22 protein-coding genes are annotated in these 24,888 nt (G+C 68.8%); 18 read left to right on the top strand and 4 right to left on the bottom strand.

What is annotated here, in order from left to right:
• The first annotated feature begins 20 nt into the window (after positions 1-20).
• The 8 genes from AC1DTF_RS01285 to pyrF all read left to right on the top strand — a co-directional run bounded on the left by AC1DTF_RS01285 (position 21) and on the right by pyrF (position 9,956).
• Positions 21-1,301, top strand: a complete 1,281-nt coding sequence (locus AC1DTF_RS01285) for an MFS transporter (RefSeq protein WP_477472807.1) — start codon at positions 21-23, stop codon at positions 1,299-1,301.
• Between the two features lie 72 nt (positions 1,302-1,373).
• Positions 1,374-1,955, top strand: a complete 582-nt coding sequence (gene pyrR, locus AC1DTF_RS01280; protein WP_477472734.1) for a bifunctional pyr operon transcriptional regulator/uracil phosphoribosyltransferase PyrR — start codon at positions 1,374-1,376, stop codon at positions 1,953-1,955.
• Complete coding sequence (locus AC1DTF_RS01275) at positions 1,952-2,899, top strand: aspartate carbamoyltransferase catalytic subunit (RefSeq protein ID WP_477472733.1); 948 nt, start codon at positions 1,952-1,954, stop codon at positions 2,897-2,899. The genes pyrR and AC1DTF_RS01275 overlap by 4 nt, the downstream gene beginning before the upstream one ends.
• Complete coding sequence (locus AC1DTF_RS01270) at positions 2,896-4,185, top strand: dihydroorotase (RefSeq protein ID WP_477472732.1); 1,290 nt, start codon at positions 2,896-2,898, stop codon at positions 4,183-4,185. The genes AC1DTF_RS01275 and AC1DTF_RS01270 overlap by 4 nt, the downstream gene beginning before the upstream one ends.
• A complete protein-coding gene (locus AC1DTF_RS01265) occupies positions 4,182-4,685 on the top strand; it encodes a PH-like domain-containing protein (RefSeq protein ID WP_477472731.1) in 504 nt (167 codons plus the stop codon). The genes AC1DTF_RS01270 and AC1DTF_RS01265 overlap by 4 nt, the downstream gene beginning before the upstream one ends.
• Positions 4,685-5,812, top strand: a complete 1,128-nt coding sequence (gene carA / locus AC1DTF_RS01260; RefSeq protein ID WP_477472730.1) for a glutamine-hydrolyzing carbamoyl-phosphate synthase small subunit — start codon at positions 4,685-4,687, stop codon at positions 5,810-5,812. Before AC1DTF_RS01265 ends, carA begins: the two co-directional genes overlap by 1 nt.
• Positions 5,812-9,159, top strand: a complete 3,348-nt coding sequence (carB, locus tag AC1DTF_RS01255) for a carbamoyl-phosphate synthase large subunit (RefSeq protein WP_477472729.1) — start codon at positions 5,812-5,814, stop codon at positions 9,157-9,159. The genes carA and carB overlap by 1 nt, the downstream gene beginning before the upstream one ends.
• Positions 9,156-9,956 carry an orotidine-5'-phosphate decarboxylase gene (gene pyrF, locus AC1DTF_RS01250; RefSeq protein WP_477472728.1) on the top strand — a complete coding sequence of 267 codons (801 nt, stop codon included), beginning with the start codon at positions 9,156-9,158 and terminating at the stop codon, positions 9,954-9,956. The genes carB and pyrF overlap by 4 nt, the downstream gene beginning before the upstream one ends.
• Here the strand turns inward: pyrF and AC1DTF_RS01245 are convergent.
• On the bottom strand, positions 9,944-11,002 hold the full coding sequence (locus AC1DTF_RS01245; RefSeq protein WP_477472727.1) for a DUF2330 domain-containing protein: 1,059 nt from the start codon (positions 11,000-11,002) through the stop codon (positions 9,944-9,946). The genes pyrF and AC1DTF_RS01245 overlap by 13 nt on opposite strands.
• A gap of 463 nt (positions 11,003-11,465) precedes the next feature.
• On the opposite strand from AC1DTF_RS01245, the gene mihF reads away from it, so the two are divergent.
• The 5 genes from mihF to metK all read left to right on the top strand — a co-directional run bounded on the left by mihF (position 11,466) and on the right by metK (position 15,350).
• The gene (mihF, locus tag AC1DTF_RS01240) at positions 11,466-11,789 is read left to right on the top strand and encodes an integration host factor, actinobacterial type (RefSeq protein WP_057165041.1); all 324 of its coding nucleotides are present in this window, start codon (positions 11,466-11,468) and stop codon (positions 11,787-11,789) included.
• A gap of 16 nt (positions 11,790-11,805) precedes the next feature.
• Positions 11,806-12,384 carry a guanylate kinase gene (gmk, locus tag AC1DTF_RS01235; RefSeq protein WP_057165042.1) on the top strand — a complete coding sequence of 193 codons (579 nt, stop codon included), beginning with the start codon at positions 11,806-11,808 and terminating at the stop codon, positions 12,382-12,384.
• 97 nt (positions 12,385-12,481) lie between these two features.
• A complete protein-coding gene (rpoZ, locus tag AC1DTF_RS01230; RefSeq protein WP_200962030.1) occupies positions 12,482-12,781 on the top strand; it encodes a DNA-directed RNA polymerase subunit omega in 300 nt (99 codons plus the stop codon).
• Positions 12,782-12,810: 29 nt separating this feature from the next.
• Positions 12,811-14,052, top strand: a complete 1,242-nt coding sequence (gene coaBC / locus AC1DTF_RS01225; protein WP_057165044.1) for a bifunctional phosphopantothenoylcysteine decarboxylase/phosphopantothenate--cysteine ligase CoaBC — start codon at positions 12,811-12,813, stop codon at positions 14,050-14,052.
• Positions 14,053-14,150: 98 nt separating this feature from the next.
• Positions 14,151-15,350, top strand: coding sequence for a methionine adenosyltransferase (gene metK / locus AC1DTF_RS01220; RefSeq protein ID WP_477472726.1), 1,200 nt, complete (start codon positions 14,151-14,153; stop codon positions 15,348-15,350).
• Positions 15,351-15,424: 74 nt separating this feature from the next.
• On the opposite strand, the gene AC1DTF_RS01215 is transcribed toward metK, so the two are convergent.
• Genes AC1DTF_RS01215 through AC1DTF_RS01205 form a run of 3 tightly spaced genes read right to left on the bottom strand, consistent with a single transcriptional unit; the run spans position 15,425 to position 18,819 of the window.
• Positions 15,425-16,897 carry a flavin-containing monooxygenase gene (locus AC1DTF_RS01215; RefSeq protein WP_477472725.1) on the bottom strand — a complete coding sequence of 491 codons (1,473 nt, stop codon included), beginning with the start codon at positions 16,895-16,897 and terminating at the stop codon, positions 15,425-15,427.
• 10 nt (positions 16,898-16,907) lie between these two features.
• A complete protein-coding gene (locus AC1DTF_RS01210; protein WP_477472724.1) occupies positions 16,908-17,885 on the bottom strand; it encodes an alpha/beta hydrolase in 978 nt (325 codons plus the stop codon).
• A 4-nt stretch (positions 17,886-17,889) separates the two neighbouring features.
• Positions 17,890-18,819 (bottom strand): alpha/beta hydrolase, encoded by a 930-nt coding sequence (locus AC1DTF_RS01205; protein ID WP_477472723.1) that lies wholly within the window; start codon positions 18,817-18,819, stop codon positions 17,890-17,892.
• Between AC1DTF_RS01205 and AC1DTF_RS01200 the strand changes: the two genes are divergently transcribed.
• Genes AC1DTF_RS01200 through fmt form a run of 5 tightly spaced genes read left to right on the top strand, consistent with a single transcriptional unit; the run spans position 18,818 to position 24,850 of the window.
• The gene (locus AC1DTF_RS01200; RefSeq protein WP_477472722.1) at positions 18,818-19,543 is read left to right on the top strand and encodes a lysoplasmalogenase; all 726 of its coding nucleotides are present in this window, start codon (positions 18,818-18,820) and stop codon (positions 19,541-19,543) included. The two genes, AC1DTF_RS01205 and AC1DTF_RS01200, sit on opposite strands and share 2 nt — an antisense overlap.
• A gap of 50 nt (positions 19,544-19,593) precedes the next feature.
• Positions 19,594-21,540 carry a primosomal protein N' gene (locus tag AC1DTF_RS01195; protein WP_477472806.1) on the top strand — a complete coding sequence of 649 codons (1,947 nt, stop codon included), beginning with the start codon at positions 19,594-19,596 and terminating at the stop codon, positions 21,538-21,540.
• 26 nt (positions 21,541-21,566) lie between these two features.
• The gene (locus AC1DTF_RS01190) at positions 21,567-23,378 is read left to right on the top strand and encodes a DUF2207 domain-containing protein (protein ID WP_477472721.1); all 1,812 of its coding nucleotides are present in this window, start codon (positions 21,567-21,569) and stop codon (positions 23,376-23,378) included.
• Positions 23,372-23,914: a LemA family protein gene (locus AC1DTF_RS01185; protein ID WP_477472720.1), complete on the top strand. Its 543-nt coding sequence runs from the start codon at positions 23,372-23,374 to the stop codon at positions 23,912-23,914. Before AC1DTF_RS01190 ends, AC1DTF_RS01185 begins: the two co-directional genes overlap by 7 nt.
• Positions 23,915-23,923: 9 nt before the next feature.
• On the top strand, positions 23,924-24,850 hold the full coding sequence (fmt, locus tag AC1DTF_RS01180; RefSeq protein WP_477472719.1) for a methionyl-tRNA formyltransferase: 927 nt from the start codon (positions 23,924-23,926) through the stop codon (positions 24,848-24,850).
• Positions 24,851-24,888 lie beyond the last annotated feature (38 nt).

Here is a 24,888-nt window from a genome sequence, read left to right as displayed (position 1 = left end):
TTAACGTGTGCGACATGCAGATGCGGAAGGTGGCTTTCGCGAGCTTCGTGGGCACCGCCATCGAGTTCTACGACTTCTACATCTACGGGACCGCCGCGGCGCTGATCTTCCCGCACGTGTTCTTCCCGAACATGAGCCCGGCCCTGGCTACCGTGTCGTCGCTGGCCACCTTCGCCGCGGCGTTCTTCTCCCGCCCCGTCGGCGCGGCGGTGTTCGGGCATTTCGGAGATCGACTGGGCCGCAAGAGGACCCTGGTCGCCACCCTGCTGATCATGGGCATCTCGACGGTCGGGGTGGGCCTGGTGCCCAGCGCCGCCTCCATCGGGGTCGCGGCGCCGATCCTGCTGTTGTGCCTGCGGCTGTGCCAGGGGTTCGCCGTCGGCGGGGAGTGGGCCGGTTCGGCGCTGCTCTCGGCCGAGTATGCGCCCGCCGCGCAGCGCGGCCGCTACGGCATGTTCACCCAACTCGGCGCGGGCGCTGGGCTGGCGGTCAGCAACCTGGTCTTCCTCATCGCCAACGTCACGATCGGGGAGAAGAGCGCGGTGTTCCTGAGCTGGGGCTGGCGGGTGCCGTTCCTGTTCAGCGGGCTGCTGGTGATCGTGGCGCTCTACATCCGGCTGACCATCGAGGAAACCCCGGTGTTCCGGGAGGAGCGCGACCGCGACACCACACCCCGGGCGCCGCTGGCCGAACTGCTGCGCACCCAGCTGCGGCAGGTACTGCTGGCCGCGGGCTGCATGGTGGGCATCTTCACCATGAGCTTCCTGGGCGGTACCTACCTGTTGAGTTACGCCAGCACCCAGATCGGGCATCCGCGCGGCCTCATCCTGGCTGTCGGGGTGCTGGCCGGCGTGGCGCTGATGACCACCACCGCGATCTCGGCCGTCTTGTCCGACCGGTGCGGACGGCGCCGGATCATTCTCACCGGGTTCGGCATCGCACTGCCATGGTCGTTCCTGGTGATGCCGATGATCGACACCGGATCCATGGTGCTGTTCGCGGTCGCGATCGGTGGCACGTTCTGCGTCTTCGGGATCTCCTACGGACCGATCGCCTCGTTCCTGCCGGAGACGTTCGCCACCCGCTACCGCTACACCGGGGCGGGGCTGGCGTTCAACCTGGCCGGGATCGTCGGCGGGGCGCTGCCGCCGCTGGTCGCCGGGCTGCTGGTCGACGACGTCGGCGGCTGGGCCGTGGGCCTGATGATGGCGGTGTTCGTCGCGGTCAGCGTGCTGTCCACCTGGGCGCTGCCCGAGACGAAGGGCACATCGCTGCGCGACGGGGTCGCGTCACCGGCCTGATAGGCTGACCGGCAGTTCGACGTCCTTTAACGATCCGTCCCGAGAGGCGGAGAAGGAGGTCCGGGTTTACTCGTGGCTGCCGCAAACCCTGCCAGTCCCGACCGGGAATTGATGTCCGCCGCCGATGTGAGCCGGACGATCTCGCGCATCGCGCACCAGATCATCGAGAAGACCGCGCTCGACGCGCCGGATGCCCCGCGCGTCGTGCTGCTGGGCATCCCCACCCGCGGGGTGACGCTGGCGGCCAGGCTCGCGGAGAAGGTCAAGGAGTTCGCCGATGTCACGCTGCCGTATGGCGCGCTGGACATCACGCTCTACCGCGACGACCTGAACTCCAAACCCCCGCGGCCGCTGGAGTCGACCTCCATCCCGGCCGGCGGTATCGACGGCGCGCTGGTGATCCTGGTCGACGACGTGCTGTATTCCGGTCGTTCGGTGCGCTCGGCGCTGGATGCGCTCCGTGATATCGGGCGGCCCCGCATCGTGCAGCTGGCGGTGCTCGTCGACCGCGGCCACCGCGAGCTGCCGGTCCGCGCGGACTACGTCGGCAAGAACGTGCCCACGTCGCGGTCGGAGAACGTCAAGGTACGGCTGCAGGAGCCCGATGGGGAGGACAGCGTGAGGATCGCACCGTACGGAGGACCTCCCAGATGAAGCATCTACTCACCGCCGCGGACCTGTCGCGCGATGAGGCGGTCGCGCTGCTCGACGACGCCGACCGGTTCCGGGAGGCGCTGCTCGGCCGCGAGGTCAAGAAATTGCCCACCCTGCGCGGGCGCACCATCATCACCATGTTCTACGAGAACTCCACCCGGACCCGGGTGTCATTCGAGGTCGCGGGCAAGTGGATGAGTGCCGACGTCATCAACGTCAGCGCCTCGGGATCCTCGGTGGTCAAGGGCGAATCGCTGCGCGACACCGCGCTGACCCTGCGGGCCGCGGGCGCCGACGCGCTGATCATCCGGCACCCGGCTTCCGGTGCGGCCCAACAACTCTCCGAGTGGACCGTGGAGCCGGACGGCTCCGGTCCCGCGGTGATCAATGCCGGCGACGGCACCCACGAACACCCCACCCAGGCGTTGCTCGACGCCCTGACGCTGCGCCAGCGCCTCGGCTCCATCGAGGGCAGGCGGGTGGTGATCGTCGGCGACGTGCTGCACAGCCGGGTGGCGCGCTCCAATGTCGAGTTGCTCGCCACCCTGGGAGCCGAGGTGGTGCTGGTGGCACCGCCCACCCTGCTGCCGGTCGGGGTGTCCGGGTGGCCGGTGACGGTATCCCACGATCTGGACGCAGAACTGCCCGCCGCCGACGCGGTGCTGATGCTGCGGGTGCAGGCCGAACGGATGAACGGCGGTTTCTTTCCCTCGGCGCGGGAGTATTCGGTGCTCTACGGCCTCTCCGAGAAGCGGCAGGCCAAGCTCGCCGAGCACGCCGTGGTGCTGCACCCCGGCCCGATGCTGCGCGGTATGGAGATCGCCTACTCGGTGGCGGATTCATCGCAATCGGCGGTGCTGCAGCAGGTTTCCAACGGAGTTCATGTACGGATGGCGGTGCTGTTCCACCTGCTGGTCGGCGCCGGGACAGAGGTGACGGTGTGAGTGTGCTGATCAGGGGCGTGCGGCTCTACGGTGAAGGCGATCCCGTCGATGTGCGTGTCGCCGACGGTCAGATCGCCGAGATCGGCTCCGGTATCGAGGCCGAGGGCGCCGAGGTCATCGACGCGGCCGGTCAAATTCTGCTGCCCGGTTTCGTCGACCTGCACACCCACCTGCGCGAGCCGGGCCGCGAGTACGCGGAGGACATCGAAACCGGCTCGGCGGCAGCAGCTCTCGGTGGCTACACCGCCGTCTTCGCCATGGCCAACACCGACCCGGTCGCGGACAGCCCGGTGGTCACCGATCACGTCTGGCACCGTGGCCAACAGGTCGGCCTGGTCGATGTGCACCCGGTCGGTGCGGTCACCGTGGGTCTGGAAGGCAAGCAGCTGACCGAGATGGGCCTGATGGCCGCCGGTGTGGGTCAGGTCCGGATGTTCTCCGATGACGGCATCTGCGTGCACGATCCGCTCATCATGCGCCGCGCGCTGGAGTACGCGAGCGGACTCGGTGTGCTCATCGCCCAGCACGCCGAAGAGCCGCGGCTCACCGTCGGCGCCGTCGCACACGAGGGCCCCAACGCGGCCAAGCTCGGGTTGGCCGGTTGGCCGCGGTCGGCCGAGGAGTCCATCGTCGCGCGCGACGCGATCCTGGCCCGCGATGCCGGTGCCCGGGTCCACATCTGCCACGCCTCCACGGCCGGCACCGTCGAGCTGCTGAAATGGGCCAAGACGCAGGGTATTTCGATCACCGCCGAGGTCACCCCGCACCACCTGCTGCTCGACGACGGCCGGCTGAGCAGCTACGACGGCCGCAACCGGGTCAACCCGCCGCTGCGCGAAGCCAGCGATGTGGAGGCGCTGCGGCGCGCCCTCGCCGACGGCGTCATCGACTGTGTCGCCACCGATCACGCGCCGCACGCCGAGCAGGAGAAGTGCTGCGAATTCGCCAACGCACGTCCCGGCATGCTGGGGCTGGAGACCGCCCTGTCGGTGGTCGTCGCCACCATGGTGAAGACCGGCCTGCTGACCTGGCGCGATGTCGCCAGGGTGATGAGCGAGGCGCCGGCGGCGATCGTCGGTCTACCGGATCAGGGTCGCCCGCTGGAGGTGGGGGAGCCGGCCAACCTCACCGTCGTCGATCCCGAAACCACCTGGACGGTGACCGGATCGAAGCTGGCCAGCCGATCGGACAACACCCCGTTCGAGTCGATGGAACTGCCGGCGACGGTGACGCTGACCCTGCTGCGGGGCAAGGTCACCGCGCGCAATGGAGTGTCTGCACAGTGAACGACCAGACGTTGATCGGATCGCTGGTGGTGGCCGCGGTGATCGCGCTGCTGATCGGGTTCTTCATCCGCCGGCTGCTCACCGGCTGGCGCCACCGGATGGCCCGGCAGGCCGAACTGATCGGCAACCTGCCGGCGCTGCCCGACTCCGTCGGGCCGGTGCTGACCGGCCCCACCAAGGGCCTCTATGTCGGCAGCACCATCGCCCCGCACTGGAACGACAAGGTCGCCGCGGCGGCACTGGGATTCCGCGCGAAGGCGGTGCTGACCCGGTACCCCGAGGGGATCATGTTGCAGCGCACCGGTATTGGACCGATCTGGATCCCCGACGAGTCGATCGTGGCGATACGCAGCGAACGCGCCATCGCCGGCAAGGCACTGACCTTCGACGGCATCATCGCGATCCGCTGGAAACTGCCGTCGAGCACCGAGATCGACACCGGCTTCCGCGCCGATGACCGCGGTGAAATCAGTAAATGGGTCAATGAGGAGGACGTGTGATGGCCAGCGAGAAGGCAGTCCTGGTTCTGGAGGACGGCCGGACCTTCACCGGTACGCCGTTCGGCGCGACCGGTCAGACACTCGGTGAGGCGGTGTTCTCCACCGGGATGTCCGGCTACCAGGAGACACTGACCGATCCGAGCTATCACGGCCAGATCGTGGTGGCGACGGCGCCGCAGATCGGCAACACCGGGTGGAACGGTGAGGACGGCGAGAGCCGGGGCGACAAGATCTGGGTGGCCGGATACGCGGTGCGCGACCCCTCGCCGCGCGCCTCGAACTGGCGTGCCACCGGAACCCTCGACGACGAGTTGGTACGCCAGGGCATCGTCGGTATCGCGGGCATCGACACCCGCGCGGTGGTGCGGCATCTGCGCACGGCCGGTTCGATGAAGGCCGGCGTGTTCTCCGGTGACGCCCTCGCCGACACCGCCACGCTGGTGGACCGGGTGCGCAGCCAGCCCTCGATGCTCGGCGCCGATCTGGCCGGCCAGGTCAGTACGCAGGCGCGCTATGTGGTGGATCCCGAGGGCGAGCCGCGCTTCACGGTCGCCGCCATCGACCTCGGCATCAAGACCAACACGCCACGCAACTTCGCCCGCCGCGGGGTGCGCAGCCACGTGCTGCCCTCGGCGACCACCTTCGACGAGATCACCGAGCTCAAGCCCGACGGGGTGTTTCTCTCCAACGGGCCCGGCGACCCGGCCACCGCCGACCACATCGTGGAGGTCACCCGGGCTGTGCTGGGCGCCGGTATTCCGTTGTTCGGCATCTGCTTCGGCAACCAGATCCTGGGCCGGGCGCTCGGCCGGTCCACCTACAAGATGACCTTCGGGCACCGCGGTATCAACATCCCGGTGATGGACCACGTCACCGGCCGGGTCGCCGTCACCGCGCAGAACCACGGGTTCGCACTCGAAGGCGAGGCCGGCGAGGAGTTCGACACCCCGTTCGGGCGCGGGATCGTCAGCCACACCTGCGCCAACGACGGCGTCGTGGAGGGCATCAAACTCGTTGACGGGCGCGCCTTCTCGGTGCAGTACCACCCCGAGGCCGCCGCCGGCCCGCATGATGCCGAGTACCTGTTCGACCAGTTCATCGACCTTCTGTCCGGGGAGAGCAAGTAATGCCACGTCGCAGCGATCTCAACCACATACTGGTGATCGGGTCCGGCCCGATCGTCATCGGCCAGGCCTGTGAATTCGACTACTCGGGCACCCAGGCCTGCCGCGTGCTGCGTGCCGAGGGTCTGCAGGTCAGCCTGATCAACTCGAACCCGGCGACCATCATGACCGACCCGGAGTACGCCGATCACACCTACGTCGAGCCGATCACCGCGGCATTCGTGGAGAAGATCTTCGCCCAGCAGGCCGAGCGCGGCAACAAGATCGACGCGGTGCTGGCCACCCTGGGCGGGCAGACCGCACTCAACACCGCGGTGGCCCTGCACGATCAGGGCATCCTGGAGAAGTACGGCGTCGAGATGATCGGCGCCGACTTCGACGCCATCCAGCGCGGCGAGGACCGGCAGAAGTTCAAGGACATCGTCGCCAAGGTCGGCGGAGAGTCGGCGAAGTCGCGGGTCTGTTACACCATGGACGAGGTCCGCGACACCGTCGCCGACCTGGGCCTGCCGGTCGTGGTGCGGCCGTCGTTCACCATGGGCGGACTGGGTTCCGGCATGGCGTACTCGACCGAGGATGTCGAACGGATGGCCGGTGACGGGCTGTCCGCCTCACCCACCGCCAACGTGCTCATCGAGGAATCCATCTACGGCTGGAAGGAATTCGAACTCGAGCTGATGCGCGATCACCACGACAACGTGGTGGTGGTGTGCTCGATCGAGAACTTCGACCCGATGGGTGTGCACACCGGTGACTCGGTGACCGTCGCCCCGGCGATGACGCTGACCGACCGCGAGTACCAGATCATGCGCGACCTCGGTATCGCCATCCTGCGCGAGGTCGGCGTGGACACCGGGGGCTGCAACATCCAGTTCGCCATCAACCCGACAGACGGCCGTCTCATCGTCATCGAGATGAACCCGCGGGTCTCGCGCTCATCGGCGCTGGCGTCCAAGGCAACCGGTTTCCCGATCGCGAAGATCGCCGCCAAGCTGGCCATCGGCTACACCCTGGACGAGATCGTCAACGACATCACCAAGGAGACGCCGGCCTGTTTCGAGCCGACCCTGGACTATGTCGTGGTCAAGGCGCCCCGGTTCGCGTTCGAGAAGTTCCCCGGCGCCGACCCCACGCTGACCACCACCATGAAGTCGGTGGGCGAGGCGATGTCGCTGGGCCGCAACTTCATCGAGGCCCTCGGCAAGGTGATGCGCTCACTGGAGACCAAGCACGCCGGCTTCTGGACCCAACCTGACCGCGAGGCCACCCTCGAGGAACTGCTGGCCGATCTGCGCATCGCCACCGACGGCCGGATCTACGTCATCGAGCAGGCGCTGCGCCTGGGTGGGACGGTCGAGCAGGTCGCCGAGGCCTCCGGGGTCGATCCCTGGTTCGTCGACCAGATCGCCGGCCTGGTGACGTTGCGCGCCGAGCTCGTGGATGCGCCGGTGCTGGACGAGACGCTGCTGCGGCACGCCAAGCACAGCGGGCTGTCCGACGGTCAGATCGCGGCACTGCGGCCGGAACTGGCCGGTGAGACCGGGGTGCGGGCGTTGCGCGAGCGGCTCGGCATCCACCCGGTGTACAAGACCGTCGACACCTGCGCCGCGGAGTTCGAGGCCCGCACGCCCTACCACTACAGCAGCTACGAGCTGGACCCCTCCGCGGAGACCGAGGTCGCCCCGCAGACCGAGCGGCCCAAGGTGCTCATCTTGGGATCGGGACCCAACCGGATCGGCCAGGGCATCGAATTCGACTACAGCTGCGTGCATGCGGCGACGACGTTGAGCCAGGCCGGATTCGAGACCATCATGGTCAACTGCAACCCCGAGACGGTGTCCACCGACTACGACACCGCCGACCGGCTGTACTTCGAACCGCTGACCTTCGAGGATGTGCTGGAGGTCTACCACGCCGAACAGGCTTCCGGCGCAGGCGGTCCCGGTGTGGTGGGCGTCATCGTCCAGCTGGGCGGGCAGACCCCGCTGGGGCKGGCCGCGCGGCTGGAGAAGGCCGGTGTGCCGATCGTGGGCACCAAGCCCGAGGCCATCGATCTGGCCGAGGACCGCGGCGAGTTCGGTGAGGTGCTGCGCCGAGCCGGGCTGCCTGCGCCCCGATTCGGCACGGCCACCAGTTTCGATCAGGCGCGCAGGATCGCCGCCGACATCGGCTACCCGGTGCTGGTGCGGCCGTCCTACGTGCTCGGCGGGCGCGGTATGGAGATCGTCTACGACGAGGAGACCCTGCAGGGCTACATCACCCGGGCCACCGAGCTGTCCCCGGAGCACCCGGTGCTGGTGGACCGGTTCCTGGAGGACGCCATTGAGATCGATGTCGACGCGCTCTGCGATGGCGCCGAGGTCTACATCGGCGGCGTGATGGAACACATCGAGGAGGCCGGTATCCACTCCGGTGACTCCGCGTGCGCGCTGCCGCCGGTCACGCTGGGCCGCACCGATATCGAGAAGGTCCGTGAGGCCACCGAGGCGTTGGCACACGGTATCGGCGTCGTGGGTCTGCTCAACGTGCAGTACGCGCTCAAGGACGATGTGCTCTACGTCCTGGAGGCCAATCCGCGGGCCAGTCGCACCGTGCCGTTCGTCTCCAAGGCCACTGCGATCCCGCTGGCCAAGGCGTGCGCGCGGGTCATGCTCGGCGCCACCATCGCCCAGCTCCGTGAGGAGGGCGTGCTGGCCGCCGAGGGGGACGGCGCGACGGTCTCCCCGGATGCCCCGATCGCGGTGAAGGAAGCCGTGCTGCCTTTCCACCGGTTCCGCAAGGCCGACGGCTCGCAGGTGGATTCGCTGCTCGGGCCGGAGATGAAATCCACCGGCGAGGTGATGGGCATCGACCGCGATTTCGGCACCGCCTTCGCCAAGAGCCAGACCGCGGCCTACGGGTCGCTGCCCGCCTCGGGCACGGTGTTCGTCTCGGTGGCCAACCGGGACAAGCGCTCCCTGGTGTTCCCGGTCAAGCGGCTCGCCGATCTCGGGTTCAAGGTGCTGGCCACCGAGGGCACCGCGGAGATGCTGCGCCGCAACGGGATTCCCTGCGAGGTCGTGCGCAAGAACTTCGAGGAGCCGGGGGAGGGCAGGCCCGCCAGGTCTGCCGTGGACGCCATCCGCTCCGGTGAGGTCGACATGGTGATCAACACCCCGTACGGCAACTCCGGGCCGCGTATCGACGGCTACGAGATCCGTTCAGCGGCGGTGTCGGTGAACATCCCGTGTGTGACGACGGTGCAGGGCGCCTCGGCCGCGGTGCAGGGCATCGAGGCCGGTATCCGCGGCGATATCGGCGTGCGGTCCCTGCAGGAGTTGCACAGCCAATTGGGGAACGGCCGGCCGTGACGGGCTTCGGGGCGCGCCTGGCCGACGCCGTTGCCGCCAGGGGGCCGCTGTGCCCCGGCATCGACCCGCACCCCGAACTGCTGTCGTCATGGGGTCTGCCCGCGGACGTCGCGGGGCTGCGCGCGTTCAGCGAGATCTGTGTAGAGGCCTTCGCAGAGTTCGCCATCGTCAAGCCGCAGGTGGCCTTCTTCGAGGCTTACGGCTCGGCCGGATTCGCGGTCCTGGAGCAGACCATCGCGGGACTGAAAGCGGCCGGCGTGCTGGTGCTCGCCGACGCCAAACGCGGCGATATCGGCTCCACCATGGCTGCCTACGCGCAGGCCTGGGCGGGGGAGTCACCGCTGGCCGCCGACGCGGTCACCGCCTCGCCGTACCTGGGCTTCGAATCGCTGCGACCACTGCTGGACGTCGCCGCGGAGCACGGGCGCGGCGTGTTCGTGCTGGCGGCCACATCGAATCCCGAGGGCGCGAGCGTACAGCGGGCCACTGCGGACGGGCGTACCGTCGCGCAGTCGATCGTCGACGCGGCCGGTGCCGAAAACCGTTCCACCGCATCGGGTTCGGTCGGAGTGGTGATCGGGGCAACGCTGCAAGAGTTACCGGACCTCGCGGCGCTCGACGGTCCGGTGCTGGCGCCCGGCGTGGGCGCCCAGGGCGGGCGCGCCGAGGATCTCGGCAGGCTCGGCGCCCGGGTGCTGCCCGCGGTGTCCCGCGAGATCCTGCGCGCCGGACCCGATATCGGTGCGCTGCGGGCCGCCGCGGCCACGCTGCGCGACCAGGTCGCCTATCTGGCCTGACGAGCCCGTCGCAGCACCAGGAACATCGCGGTGAGCAGCCCCGCCACGACGGCCAGGATCAGCACCGCGCCGGTGAGATCACCGCGATCGCGGGTGCGGTGGACGACCTGTTGATACGTGGTGTCCGCACCGGCGCGGGTGAAGACATAATCGCGCTCGATCTGCGCCGGTTCTCCGATGAAGTCGCTCCAACTCGTCAGGAAGGCACCGGACTCCAGATAGGGCGCCAGCGCCTCGGGTGCCGTCTGCTCATCGAGGTGCCCGGCGTACCGCAAGGTCGGTTCGGCACCGTCGACCGGCACGGTGCTCGGGTCCATCCGATGCTCGGCGAGCACCGACAGCTCCACCGACTGCGGCACGGTGGCCGCCCGCGACAACCGCATCGGATAGACCACGGTGTCGGAGGCGAAGGACAGCCGCAACGGCTGCAGCGCACCGGTCAACGAGCCGGTGCCGTCCGGCGCGAGCTGGATGGCGACGATCTCCCAGCCCTGCTCCACGTAGGGCGCGAGGTTGTCGTCGAGGGTGGTGGGCCTGGGAAACCCGTTGTCGCCCAGCCAGGCGGCCAGTGCGGCCGAGTTGTCACCGGCCAGCCGGGTCACCTCGAACGGACCGATGCGCTGGGTGTCCAGCACGCTGACCCCGCCCGGCGGGAGGGCGCCCACCCCCTCCTGTGGGCCGCTGGAGCTCTGGATCAGCCAGCTGAAGGTCGGCCACCAGCTGTCGCGGTATTCGATGCGTGGCGCGGTCAGCGTGGCGAGGTCGTCGAACACCGCGTGGTCACCGAGGGTCACCCGGGCCGCCGACGGCACCGGCATCACCCAGGCGGCCCGCTCGGAGCTGCCGGTGACCCCGAAGGACATCAGGATGTCCTCGGTGCTGCCGTCCCAGGCAATGAGGGCCCGCTCGTCGACGACGGTCGCGCCGGCCCGGTCGGGGATGTACGCCCCGCAACCGCACGCCCACGCCGGTGCGGCGACGTTGGTCAGCAGTCCGGCGAACAGCAGCACGAGGACGGCGCAGACCGGCCGGTACGCACGACGCATCGGTCGACCGTACCGGCCGCAGCTCGGGAAAGGCGCAGATCATACGCCGTGCGGGCGCCCAGTTGTTCAAGTCGGTCAGGTATCTGCCGGCGCCGCTCGCGAGACGGGTGTCCAGGCGGCCGACGACACGCCCGACACGCCATGACCAGCGAAAATTTCTCATTCGACCGCCAGGATTCGCGATTCAGCGAACTTGCGGCAGGCCGACGGAAACCCCCGCCGACCTGCCCGAGCGCCGAAAACCCTTGATATGCAGGGAGATCAGAAATCCAGGTCGCGCAAACGGTGCCGACACGCGGGAAACCGGCATTGCGCACACATGCCGTACACGCTGGCCTTTTGACGGCATAACCCGGGGGTGGGGTTAGCTTTCGTCAGGATGCGTGGGTACGGTCGTCGTCGCTGGCTGGTTACGTGATCCAGCCGTGATGAAACAACAGATGGCGAGAGACGGAGGAACCCCGTGGCCCTTCCCCAGTTGACCGACGAACAGCGCGCGGCAGCGTTGGAGAAGGCTGCTGCCGCACGTCGAGCGCGTGCCGAGCTCAAAGATCGGCTCAAGCGTGGCGGCACCAACCTCAAGCAGGTCCTCAAGGACGCAGAGTCCGATGAGGTCCTCGGCAAGATGAAGGTCTCCGCATTGCTGGAGGCACTGCCCAAGGTCGGCAAGGTCAAGGCGCAGGAGATCATGACCGAGCTGGAGATCGCTCCGACCCGCCGCTTGCGCGGCCTCGGTGATCGTCAGCGCAAGGCACTCCTGGAGAAGTTCGACTTCACCGCCGACTAAAACGCAGTACATACAAGTGAAGACTGGTGGTGGGCCGGACAAGGCTGCAGTGGTGGTCCTGTCCGGCCCGTCCGCCGTCGGGAAGTCCACAGTGGTGCGCTGTCTGCGCGACCGGATCCCCGACCTGCATTTCAGCGTGTCGGTGACGACACGTGCGCCGCGACCCGGTGAGGTCGACGGCGTGGACTACAGCTTCGTCTCCGCCGAGCAGTTCCAGCGGCTGATCGACGAGGGCGAACTCCTCGAATGGGCCGATATCCACGGCGGCCTGCACCGCTCGGGAACCCCGGCAGCACCGGTGCGCTCCGCGACCAGCCAGGGCGTCCCGGTACTCATCGAGGTCGATCTGGCCGGTGCCCGCGCCGTGAAGGCCGCGATGCCCGAGGTGACGACGGTCTTCCTCGCCCCGCCCAGTTGGGCGGTGCTGGAGGAGCGACTGGTCGGCCGCGGGACCGAAAGCCCGGAGGTACAGGCCCGGCGACTGAGCACCGCGCGCGAGGAGATGGCCGCCCAGGGCGACTTCGATGTCGTGGTGGTCAACACTCAATTGGAGTCGGCGTGCGCAGAATTGGTATCCTTGCTGGTGGCCCGTTAGCCGGTTCGATCCGACAGCTGCCTCAACCTCACCAACAGCAACGTCTTTAACACTTGCCTGATAACCACGTAGTTCGTAACACCTTGGGAGAATTTCAGTGAGCACGCCTGTCGAGAATCTTGACGCCGCCAACGCCTACGACACCCCGCTGGGCATCACCAACCCGCCCATCGACGAGCTGCTCGACCGCGCGTCGAGCAAGTATGCGCTGGTCATCTACGCCGCCAAGCGCGCGCGCCAGATCAACGACTACTACAACCAGCTCGGTGACGGCATCCTGGAATACGTCGGTCCGCTGGTCGAGCCGGGCCTGCAGGAGAAGCCGCTGTCGATCGCGATGCGCGAGATCCACGCCGATCTGCTTGAGCACACCGAGGGCGAGCAACACTCAAGCTGACCTGTGAGGCTCCCGGCCGAAGGGCGGATATGACCGACAAAAAGCGCATCATCGTCGGCGTCGCCGGTGGCATCGCCGCCTACAAGGCATGCACCGTCGTCCGTCAGCTCACCGAGGCGGGCCACGAGGTCCGGGTGGTGCCCACCGAGTCGGCACTGAAGTTCGTCGGCGCCGCGACTTTCGAGGCGCTGTCCGGACAGCCGGTGCACACCGGTGTCTTCGAATCCGTTCCCGAGGTTCCCCATGTCCGGATCGGCCAGCAGGCCGATCTGGTGGTGGTGGCGCCCGCGACCGCCGACCTGCTGGCGCGCGCCGTCGCCGGCCGCGCCGATGATCTGCTGACCGCGACGCTGCTGACCGCCCGCTGTCCGGTGCTGTTCGCCCCCGCCATGCACACGGAGATGTGGTTCCACCCGGCCACCGTCGAGAACGTCGCGACGCTGCGGCGCCGCGGTGCCATCGTGCTGGAGCCCGCATCCGGGCGCCTCACCGGCGCCGACACCGGTCCGGGACGGCTGCCCGAGGCCGAGGAGATCACCACCCTGGCCGGGTTGCTGCTGGAACGCGGCGACGCCCTGCCCTACGACATGGCCGGGGTGAAAGTCCTGGTCACCGCGGGCGGCACCCGGGAGCCGCTGGACCCGGTGCGCTTCATCGGCAACCGGAGTTCGGGCAAGCAGGGATATGCGGTCGCGCGGGTGATGGCCCAGCGCGGCGCCGAGGTCACCCTGGTCGCCGGGAACACCGCCGGCCTGATCGATCCGGCCGGGGTCAACGTCGTGCACATCGGCTCGGCCGCCCAGCTCGGAGACGCGGTGTCCAAACACGCGCCCGATGCCAACGTCCTGGTGATGGCTGCCGCCGTCGCCGATTTCCGGCCCGCCCACGTGGCCACCGCGAAGATCAAGAAGAGTGCCGACGAGAAAGACGCGCCGTCGGTCGAACTCGTCCGCAATGACGATGTGCTCGCCGGAGCTGTCCGCGCCCGTGCCGACGGTCAGCTGCCCAATATGCGCGCGATCGTCGGATTCGCCGCCGAGACCGGCGATGCCAATGGTGATGTGTTGTTCCACGCCAGGGCCAAGCTCAAGCGCAAGGGCTGCGAGATGCTGGTGGTCAATGCGGTCGGTGAGGGCCGGGCATTCGAGGTCGATCACAACGACGGTTGGATGCTGGCCGCCGACGGCACCGAGACCGCGCTGGAGCACGGTTCGAAGACTTTGATGGCCAGCCGTATCGTGGACGCGATCGGGGCACTCCTGCAGGGGTGAAACCGCGTGCAGGTAACTGTTGCGTCATGGGCGTTTACACGGTTGGCTGCCAGTGAGCACAACAATAATTCGTCTACCTAACTAATGGAGGATGCCACGTGAGCGCAGGTCGGCTGTTTACCAGTGAGTCGGTCACCGAAGGTCACCCCGACAAGATCTGTGATGCGATCAGCGACTCGGTGCTCGACGCGCTGCTGGAGCAGGATCCCGCATCGCGGGTCGCGGTGGAGACGTTGGTCACCACCGGCCAGGTGCATGTCGCCGGCGAGGTCACCACATCGGCCTACGCCGATATCCCCAAGATCGTGCGCGAGCGCATCCTGGAGATCGGCTACGACTCGTCCACCAAGGGCTTCGACGGCGCATCCTGCGGCGTGAACATCGCCATCGGCGCGCAGTCCCCGGACATCGCCCAGGGCGTCGACAAGGCGCACGAGGCACGGGTCGAGGGTGCGGGCGATCCGCTGGACTCCCAGGGCGCCGGTGATCAGGGCCTGATGTTCGGCTACGCCATCGGCGACACCCCCGAACTCATGCCGCTGCCGATCGCGCTGGCGCACCGGCTGGCCCGCCGCCTCACCGAGGTCCGCAAGAACGGCGTGCTGCCCTACCTGCGACCTGACGGCAAGACCCAGGTCACCATCCAGTACGACGGCACGACGCCGGTGCGCCTCGACACCGTGGTGCTCTCGACCCAGCACGCCGCCGATATCGACCTGGAAAGCCTGCTGACCCCCGACATCCGCGAGAAGGTCGTCAACACCGTCCTGGAGGATCTCGGCCACGAGACCCTGGACACCTCCGACTACCGCCTGCTGGTCAACCCGACCGGCAAGTTCGTGCTCGGTGGCCCGATGGGTGACGCCGGCCTGACCGGTCGCAAGATCATCGTCGACACCTACGGTGGCTGGGCCCGCCATGGTGGCGGTGCGTTCTCGGGCAAGGATCCGTCAAAGGTGGACCGCTCGGCGGCCTACGCGATGCGCTGGGTGGCCAAGAACGTGGTCGCCGCCGGGCTCGCGGAGCGTGTCGAGGTGCAGGTCGCCTACGCCATCGGCAAGGCCGCCCCGGTCGGGCTGTTCGTCGAGACGTTCGGCACCGAGACCGTCGACCCGGCCCGCATCGAGAAGGCCATCAGCAGCGTGTTCGATCTGCGTCCGGGTGCCATCGTGCGCGACCTGGACCTGCTGCGCCCGATCTACGCGCAGACCGCGGCCTACGGTCACTTCGGCCGCACCGACATCGAGCTGCCGTGGGAACAGACCAACAAGGTCGACGACCTGAAGGCGTCCGTCTAGCTTTTCACTGCGCGAGCAGTCGCAAATGGCCCCGATTCCGGATGGAATCGGGGCCATTTGTGTCTGCTCGCGCGTTATGGGGTGAATTCGTAGTCACTGAGCGGGAAGCTGCGGCTGCGCCAGTACGCCTCGGGCGTGCTGGCCGGTCGCAGCGGCACGTCACCGTTCTTGTCGAAGTAGTAACTGTTGGCCGACGCGCAACTGTCCTGCCAGAAGATCTGACGGTGCCGTTTGCGCATCATCTCGTCGAAGTAGCGGGCGTTGGCCTCCTGGCGTATCTCGACGCGGGCCGCGCCCGTACGGTCCGCCTGCTGCAGACAGCGCACGATATGGCGGGTCTGCGTCTCGATCAATGCGAAATACGATGAGCCCACGTACCCGTAGGGCCCGCAGATGTTGAAGAAGTTCGGGAAGCCGGGCACGCTGACCCCCTCATAGGCCTGCATCCGGTTGCGGGTCCAGAAATCGGCCAGCGACTGGCCGCCGGGGCCGATCAGCGGGAAGGTCCCCGAATCGACGTCCATCACCTTGAAACCCGTGGCCAGCACCAGCACGTCGACATCATGGGCGACGCCGTCCGCGGTGACCACGCCGGCCGGGGTGATCCGCTCGATTGCCTCGGTGACCAGGCTGACGTTGTCCCGGTTGAAGGTGCTCAGGTAGCTGTTGTGGAAGGCCGGGCGTTTACAGCCGACCGCGTAGCGCGGAGTCAGCTTGTCCCGCAACGCCGGATCCTTGACCTCGCGCCGCAGATAGTTCCTGGCCATCCGCTCGGCGCCCCCACTGAGGGGCAGCACGCTGTGATACTGCGCGGACAGCGGGAAGGTCACCTCCACATAGGCCTGACTGAGCAGCCGCTGCGCGGTGCTGCCGAACGGTAGGCGCATCGCCCACCGGGCCGGGGCGGGCAGTGGCACATCAAGTTTGGGAAAACACCAGATGGGGGTGCGCTGAAACACGCTGAGGTGTGCCACCTTTGGGGCGATCTCTGGGATGAGTTGCACCGCCGAGGCCCCGGTGCCGATCACCGCTACCCGCTTCCCGGTGAGGTCGGCGCCGTGATCCCAGCGCGCGGTGTGCAGGGTGGTGCCCGCGAAGGTGTCCACGCCCGGGATGTCGGGCAGCTTCGGCACATTGAGCACACCCGCGGCATTGATCAGATGCCGCGCGGTGATGGTCGAATCCTTGGTGCTCAGCCGCCACAGGTCGGCGTCCGCGTCGAAATGGGCCCCGATGACCTCGGTGCCGAACCGGATCCGGGAGGCGATCCCGTACTTGGCCACGCAGTGATCGGCATAGGCCTTCAGTTCGTGACCCGGGGCGTACGTGCGTGACCAGTCCGGGCTCTGCTCGAACGAGAACTGGTAGGAGAACGACGGGATGTCCACGGCGATACCGGGATAGGTGTTCCAGTACCAGGTGCCGCCGGCCTCCGCGCCCGCCTCCACGATGAGGTAGTCGCTCAGGCCGGCCTTGTCCAGCGCGATCGCCGCACCGATGCCGGAGAACCCGGCGCCGATGATGACGGTGTGGAATTCCGGCGTCATGAGCGGATCCTCAGGGGTGCAGTGCGGCGCGAAGGGCAGCGATGCCGCGTTCGGTGGCCTCGGTGGCCGCGGGGGAGGCCAGCGCGAGACTGACGTAGCCGTGGACCATCGTCGGTTCGTTGCTGTGCTGCACCGCAACTCCGGCCGCGGTGAGCAGTTGGGCGTACTTGCCGCCGTCGTCGCGCAGCGGGTCGTGTTCGGCGGTGCCGATGAAGGCCGGCGGCAGCCCGCTCAGCGAGTCGGCATTCGCCGGTGCGACATCGGTCGGTAGCGAGCCCGGATCATCGAGATCGACACCGGGCAGGTACCAGGTGAGGAAGGCATTGGTGACATCCCGGTTGAGGATGTAGGCGTCGGCGTTCTCGATGAACGATGGCGCCTTGATGTCGCCGATGGCCACCGGGTACCACAACAACTGGAACACCAGCGGCGGGCCGCCCGCGTCACGAGCGCGCAAGGCCATCACCGCCGAGAGGTTGCCGCCCGCCGAATCCCCGGCCACCGCAATCCGTGTCGGGTCACCACCAAGCTCGGCGGCATGGTCGCCCACCCAGCGCAACGCCGCCCATGCGTCCTCGACCCCGGCGGGGAAGGGATGCTCGGGGGCGAGCCGGTAGTCCACCGACACCACGATGGCCTCGGCGCCCACCGCATGTGCGCGGGCCACGTGGTCATGGGTGTCCAGATCGCCGATCGCCCAGCCACCACCGTGGTAGTAGACGAGCACCGGCAGATTGTCGTGCTGTTCGACTGGCGGCCAGTAGATCCGCGCCGGGATGTCGGTGAGGTCGCCGTACCCGATGGTGCGCTCCTCGACCCGCAGCTGCGGGAGCATCTCCGGCGGCGGCCTGAGCGCACGGAACTTCTCGCGGGCCACATCGACACCGTCCTCGGCGGTGAATTCCAGTGGTACGGCGTCCAACAGGGCCTTGAGGTTGGGGTCGACATCCGGCCTGGTCGTGGGAGAAGAGGGCGAGGGGTGAGCCATGACGTCAGGCTAACGCGCCCCGCAGTGCGGCAAAGGCGAGATCGGCCGCCTCGGTGGCCGCCGGCACGACGCCGTGATAACCCAGATAGCCGTGGACCAGCGTGTCTGCGTTGTGGACCTGCGCGGGCACACCGGCGGCGGCCAGCAGTTCCGCATAGCGGATGCCGTCGTCGCGCAGCGGGTCGTATCCGGCCACCGCGATATAGGCCGGGGCAACGTCGGCCAGCGATGCGGCGCGGGCAGGCACCAGGGTGGCTGGCGGATCGCTCAGATCGGTGTCACCGGCGTACAGCTTGGAGAACCCGGCGACCGAACCGCGGTCCAGGATCGGTGCGTCGGCGTTCTCGGTGAACGACGGCAGCCTGGTGTCCCACGTGGTTGCCGGGTACCAGAGCAGCTGGGCGCGCAGGCCCAGCCCGGCGTCACGGGCCAGCTGGGCCACCACCGCGGCCAGATTGCCGCCGGCAGAATCCCCGGCCACCGCGATGCGGGCGGGGTCCGCGCCCAGTTCATCGGCGTGGGCGGCGACCCACCGGGTCACGGCCCAGACGTCCTCGACCGCCGCCGGATAGGGATGCTCGGGGGCCAGCCGGTAGTCCACCGATACCACCACCGCACCCACGCCGACCGCATGCTCGCGGGCGGTGCCGTCATAGGTGTCCAGATCGCCGACGACCCAGCCGCCGCCGTGGAAGAACAGCAGCACCGGCGGCTTCTCCGCAGGTTCCGACGGCCAGTAGATCCGCACCGGCACGCCGTCGACGGTGCGGTCCTCGACGCGCAGTTCCGGGTGCACCTCGCGGCGCGGCAGTGCGCGGAAACGCTCCCGCGCGGCGTCGGGACCACCCTCCATCGTCAATTGGAACGGCACCGCTTCCAGTACCTTCTCCAGGATGGCGTCCAAGGCGGGTCTGTCGGTACCGGATTCAGGCATGGGTTCACCGTACGCAGCGCGCTGGACCGCGCTGTTCTGGGCACTCGCGGTGGCCGTCGGCGCCGGCTACGGCATCTTTCTGATCACCGTCGCGCTGCGGGTGCCCTCCGGCGCCGAACTCACCGGGCAGTTCGCCCTGCAGCCCGCCCTCAAGGCCGCCGCCGCGGTGCTGCTGGCGGTCGCCGCGCTGCGTCACCCGGTCGCCCGGGAACGACGCTGGCTGATCGCGGCGCTGATCGGGTCCGCCGCCGGTGACTATCTGCTCGCCATGCCGTGGTGGGAGCCGTCCTTCGTGCTGGGCCTGGCCTCGTTCCTGATCGCCCACCTGTGCTTCCTTGCCGCCCTGGTCCCATTGGTGGCCCGGCGCACCTCGCGGCTGGTTGCGGCCGCGGTCGTGGTGCTGGCCTGCGTGGCAATGCTGATGTGGTTCTGGCCGGCCCTGCTCGAGCAGGGCATGGCGCTGCCGGTCACCGTCTACATGGCCGTGCTCGGCGCGATGGTGTGTGCGGCACTGCTCGCCGAGCTGCCGACGCCGTGGACTGCCCTGGGTGCGGTGTGTTTCGCGGTCTCGGATTCGATGATCGGCATCAGCAAGTTCGTGCTCGGGTCGGAGGCGTTGGCGGTACCCATCTGGTGGGCGTATGCGGCATCGCTGTTCCTGATCACCGCCGGCTTCTTCTTCGGGCGGCAGCGCACGACCGGCGTCCGGTGGCAGCAGGGGTGACGCAGACCCGTCGCGCCGCTGAGCACGAGCCGATAGCGCGTGTGCTGCCGATGCTGTCCGTGCCGCACCTGGACCGCGAGTTCGACTACCTCGTCTCGGCCGAACAATCCGACGACGCCCAGCCCGGGGTGCGGGTCCGGGTGCGTTTCCACGGCAGGCTGGTGGACGCCTTCATCCTGGAAAGGCGTTCGGACACCGATCATTCGGGCAAACTCGGCTCGCTGGACCGGGTGGTGTCCGCCGAGCCGGTGCTGACCCCCGAGATCCGCAGGCTGACTGACGCGGTCGCGGCCCGCTACGTCGGCACCCGACCCGACGTGCTGCGGCTGGCGATCCCGCCGCGGCACGCCGGTGTGGAGAAGAAGCCGCAGGCCGAGCTGCCGCCACTGGCGCACCAGCCGGTCGACGAGTCGGGATGGGCGCAATACGGGCGCGGCGAACAGTTCCTGGCCGCGATCCGGGAGGGCCGGGCGGCGCGGGCGGTGTGGCAGGCACTGCCCGGCGAGCACTGGGCGTTGCGGCTCGCCGAGGCCGCGGCGGCCACCGTGCATGCCGGGCGCGGTGCGCTGATCGTGGTGCCCGACCAAGGGGACGTCGACGCCGTGCATGCGGCCGCGGTGAGCTGTGTGGACGAATCCCGGGTGGTGGCGCTGTCGGCCGGGCTGGGGCCCTCGCAGCGCTACCGGCGCTGGCTGGCGGTGCTGCGCGGTCAGGCCCGGCTGGTGATCGGCACCCGCAGTGCCGTGTTCGCGCCCATCGCCGACCTCGGTCTGGTCATCGTCTGGGACGACGGTGACGACAACCTCGCCGAACCCCGGGCGCCATACCCGCATGCCCGTGAGGTGGCCATGCTGCGGGCACACCAATTGCGTTGTGCCGCAATCATCGGCGGGTATGCCAGGACCGCCGAGGCGCACGCTCTGGTGCGCAGCCGGTGGGCCCATGATCTCGTCGCGGCCCGGCCGGTGGTGCGTAACCACGCGCCGCGGGTGGTGGCATTGGACGACAACGCCTTCGACCAGGAACGCGACCCGGCGGCACATACGGCGCGGCTGCCGTCGATGGCACTACGCACCGCGCGCGCCGCGCTGGAGGCCGGGCACCCGGTACTCGTGCAGGTGCCGCGGCGCGGATACGTCCCGGCCCTGGCCTGTGCCCGCTGCCGCACCGTGGCCCGGTGCAGGCACTGCACCGGGCCGCTGTCGCTGCCGGACCGTGACACGCACGGCGCGGTGTGCCGCTGGTGCGCCCGCGCCGAACTGACGTTGCGATGCGTGAGCTGCGGATCTGATGCGGTGCGCGCGGTGGTGGTCGGTGCGCGACGGACCGCCGAGGAGCTCGGGCGGGCGCTGCCGGGCGCCACCGTCATCACCTCGGGCGGTGAGTCGGTGCTGTCCACGGTGGGTCCGAAACCCGCGGTCGTGGTCGCGACCCCCGGCGCCGAGCCGGTGGCCGAGGGCGGCTACGGTGCCGCGCTGCTGCTCGACAGCTGGGCGCTGCTGGGCCGTCAGGATCTGCGGGCGGCCGAGGACACGTTGCGGCGCTGGATGGCCGCGGCGGCTCTGGTCCGCAGCCGCGCCGACGGTGGCTCGGTGGCGGTGATCGCCGAGTCGGCGATCCCGACCGTGCAATCGCTGATCCGCTGGGACCCGGTCGGCCATGCCGAATCCGAACTGAACGGCCGCGACGAGGTGGCACTGCCCCCGGCGGTGCATCTCGCGGTGCTCGACGGGGTGCCCGAGGCGGTCACCGCGCTGCTGGAGGCCGCCGAGTTGCCACCCGAGGCCGAACCGCTGGGGCCGGTGGACCTGCCGCCCGGGGCGCGCAGACCTCCCGGTGTCGCGGTCGACAGCGAGGTGAGCCGGATGCTGGTGCGGGTGCCCCGCACCGGTGGCCTGGACCTGGCTGCGGCCCTGCGGCGCGCGGTGAACTCGATGAGCGCCCGCCACGACCAGCAGCCGGTTCGTGTGCAAATGGATCCCTTGCACATAGGGTAAGCAACGTAACCGGTGCGGAGGTGGGTATGGGGCGGCTGTTCAAGCTGTTGATCCCGTTGGTGCTCATCGCGTTTGGCGTGCTGTGGCCGCTGGTGTTCAGCGCCACCCCCACCGGTGGTGGCGACGCCGCCGCGGATCCAGTGGTCATCAGCGACTACACCGCCCACTACACGGTGAACGCCGACGGTGATCTGGATGCGGTCGAGACCATCACCGGTGAGTTCCCCGTCGGACGGCACGGCATCTTCCGGCACTGGGATGTGACCAACCAGAACAGTCCCAAGGTCCGGCAGGTGCCCGAACTCCGGTCGATCCTGTGGGACGGCGAGCCGGCGCCCTACCAGTTGCTCTGGGAGGGCCGGGAACGGTTCCGGGTGGCCAAGATCGGCAGCCCGGACAGCACCCTGGACCCTGGGCCGCACGTGTTCGAGATCCGGTACACCATCCCCGGTGTGCTCGATCCCGGAACCACCGGCGCCGGTAAACAATTCGGCGAATCTACGGGCGACGCGAACGCGCCCACGGTGTTCTTCTGGAATGTCATCGCACCCGCCTGGAACAACGAGATCGAGAACGTCGACATCACCGTGACGCTGCCCGAACCGGTGCTCGGCGCCCAGTGTTCGGTCGGATTCGGTCGCGGCGCCGCCTGCAGCGACCTCACCGTCGACGGCAACACCGTGCGACTGGGCGCGCAGGGATTGGCGCCACACACCCCGGTCACCCTGCGGGCGGGCGTGGACATGCCGACGCCGCCGCGCGCAGAGCTGTTGTGGACCTACCACTGGGACCGGGTGCTGGGGCAGTCGACGACCCGGGTGGTGGTGCTGCTGGCGCTGACCCTGCTCGGCGCCGCCGTGGCCATCCTGTGGGCGCGCAGCACCTTCGAACGTCCCCCGGGTTTCCCGATCCAGTACGCGCCGCCGCCCGGGCTGGGACCGGTGCAGACCGAGTACATCCGCACCGAGGCGGTCCCCAAGAACGGCCTCACCGCCACACTGTTCCACCTGGCCGAACGCAAACTGGTCGAGCTGCGCCAGATCAGCAAGGACGACTGGAACGTCACCGGGACCGCCCAGCCGGGCGCCTGGGCCGATATCGACCCGGTGGGTGTCGCCGTCGGTTCGGCGCTGAAGGTCATCGGCCCCGGCGCCGAGTTCAAGGCCAGGAAGTCCGCCAAGGCGGGGGAGAAGCTCAGCGCGGCCAAGACCGACATGACCGCCGCGGTGCAGAAATGGGCCATCGACGAGGGCCTGATGGTCAAGCGCCGCAAGGAACTGTGGTTGCGCGCGGCCAATGCCGTCGCGGCGATCCTGATGGTGTGCGGCTTCTTCCGCTGGGGTTTCCCGATCACCCTGTGGGCGTTGCCGTTCGCGGCCTTCTTCCTGTTCTCCACCGTGTCCTGGCGTGACGGTGTCGGTACCCGGCGCACCGAGGCCGGTCGCGAACTGTGGTCACGGGCAGGCGGATTCCACCGGCTGCTGTCCACCGACTCGGCGGAGAGCCGCTTCGATTTCGGGGCCCGCAAGGATCTCTACGCGGCCTACGTCCCGTTCGCGGTGGCTGCGGGCAGCGCGGCCCTGTGGGCGCAGAAGTATCGCGACGCCACCGGCGCCGTTGCGCCGCAACCGGAGTGGTACTACTCCTCGTCCACGACATCCTGGGGCCTGGCCGGAGGATCCGACGTGGCGGGGTTCGACAGTTTCGAATCGGCGCTGTCGTCATCGATCGGCGCCTACACCGCATCGCAGGCCTCCTCCTCGAGCGGCGGCAGCAGTAGCAGCGGTGGGGGCGGCGGCGGTGGCGGTGGCGGAGGAGGTGGAGGCGGATCATGGTGAGGTTCTTGCTGATTCTGGTGCTCGCGATCGCGGTGCTGGTGCTGATCGGGCTGGTGGCCGGTTACAACAAGCTCAAAACCGCCGACGTGCGGGTGTCCGAGGCACTGTCCGGGATCGATGTCGAACTGACCCGGCGGGCGGCGCTGATCCCCAGCCTGGTGCACGCGGTGGGAACGTTCGCCACCCACGAGAAGGCGATCCTCGATCACGTCACCGACGCCCGGGCCGCGCTGAACGCGGCCACCGGCGGTGAATCGGTGGCTCGGCGCAGCGCCGCGGAGGGCGAACTGGACACCGCGCTCGGCCAGGTATTGGCACTCGGGCAGAGCTACCCGCAGCTCAATTCGTCGAACAACTTCCTGAACCTGCAGGAGAACCTCGCCGACACCGAGAACAAGCTGGCCTTCGCCCGCCAGTACTACAACGATGCGGTGGCCGGGGTGAACCGGTTGATCACCACGATGCCGTGGATGTTCGTGGCGCCGATCGCCGGTGTGCAGGAACGCGAGTTCTATCAGACCCCGCGCCTTCCCTAGACTGTCTCGGTGCGACTCGTCTTTGCCGGAACACCGGAGCCTGCGCTGCCCTCGCTGCGTCGACTCATCGAATCCGAAAACCATGACGTCGTCGCGGTGCTGACCCGGCCCGATGCCGCGGCGGGCCGGCGCGGAAAACCGGCACCGTCCCCGGTGGCCCAGCTGGCCGCCGAGCACGGCATCCCGGTGCTCAAACCCGAGCGGCCCAACACCGCGGAGTTCGTTGCCGAATTGACCGCCCTGGCACCCGACGCCTGCGCGGTGGTCGCCTACGGAGCGCTGCTGCGTGCGGATCTGCTGGCGGTACCCGCGCACGGCTGGGTGAATCTGCACTTCTCGCTGCTGCCGGCCTGGCGCGGCGCCGCCCCGGTGCAGGCCGCGATCGCCGCAGGAGACGAGGTGACCGGGGCCACCACCTTCCAGATCGAACTGGACCTGGACTCCGGACCCGTCTACGGCGTCGTCACCGAAACCATCCGCCCGACCGACACCGCCGGGGATCTGCTTGAGCGGCTGTCTGTTTCGGGTGCAGGATTATTGGAGGCCACCATGGACGGTATCGCCGACGGTTCGTTGAACCCGGTACCCCAGCCCGCCGACGGGGTCACCGTCGCGCCCAAGATCACCGTCGAGGAGGCGCGGGTGCGCTGGGAACTGCCCGCGCACGCGGTCGATCGCCGGGTCCGTGCGGTCACCCCGAATCCCGGCGCCTGGACGATGATCGGCGATGTCCGCGTCAAGGTGGGACCGGTGCGTCCCGATGACACCAAGGCGCTCGCAGTCGGTGAGATCGAGGTCGGCAGGCGTGACGTGTGGGTCGGCACCGGTTCGCATGCGGTCACCCTGAGCTGGGTGCAGCCGCCCGGGAAGAAGCCGATGAACGCCGCCGACTGGGCACGCGGCGCACGTCCGGACGCATCGGTGCGCGCGCTGTGAGCCGGCCCTCGTCACCGGGGCGTGGTGGGCGCCCGTCG

The sequence above is a fragment of the Mycobacterium sp. P4_H6 genome (assembly GCF_056400845.1).
This window is presented reverse-complemented; position numbering and strand designations above follow the sequence as displayed.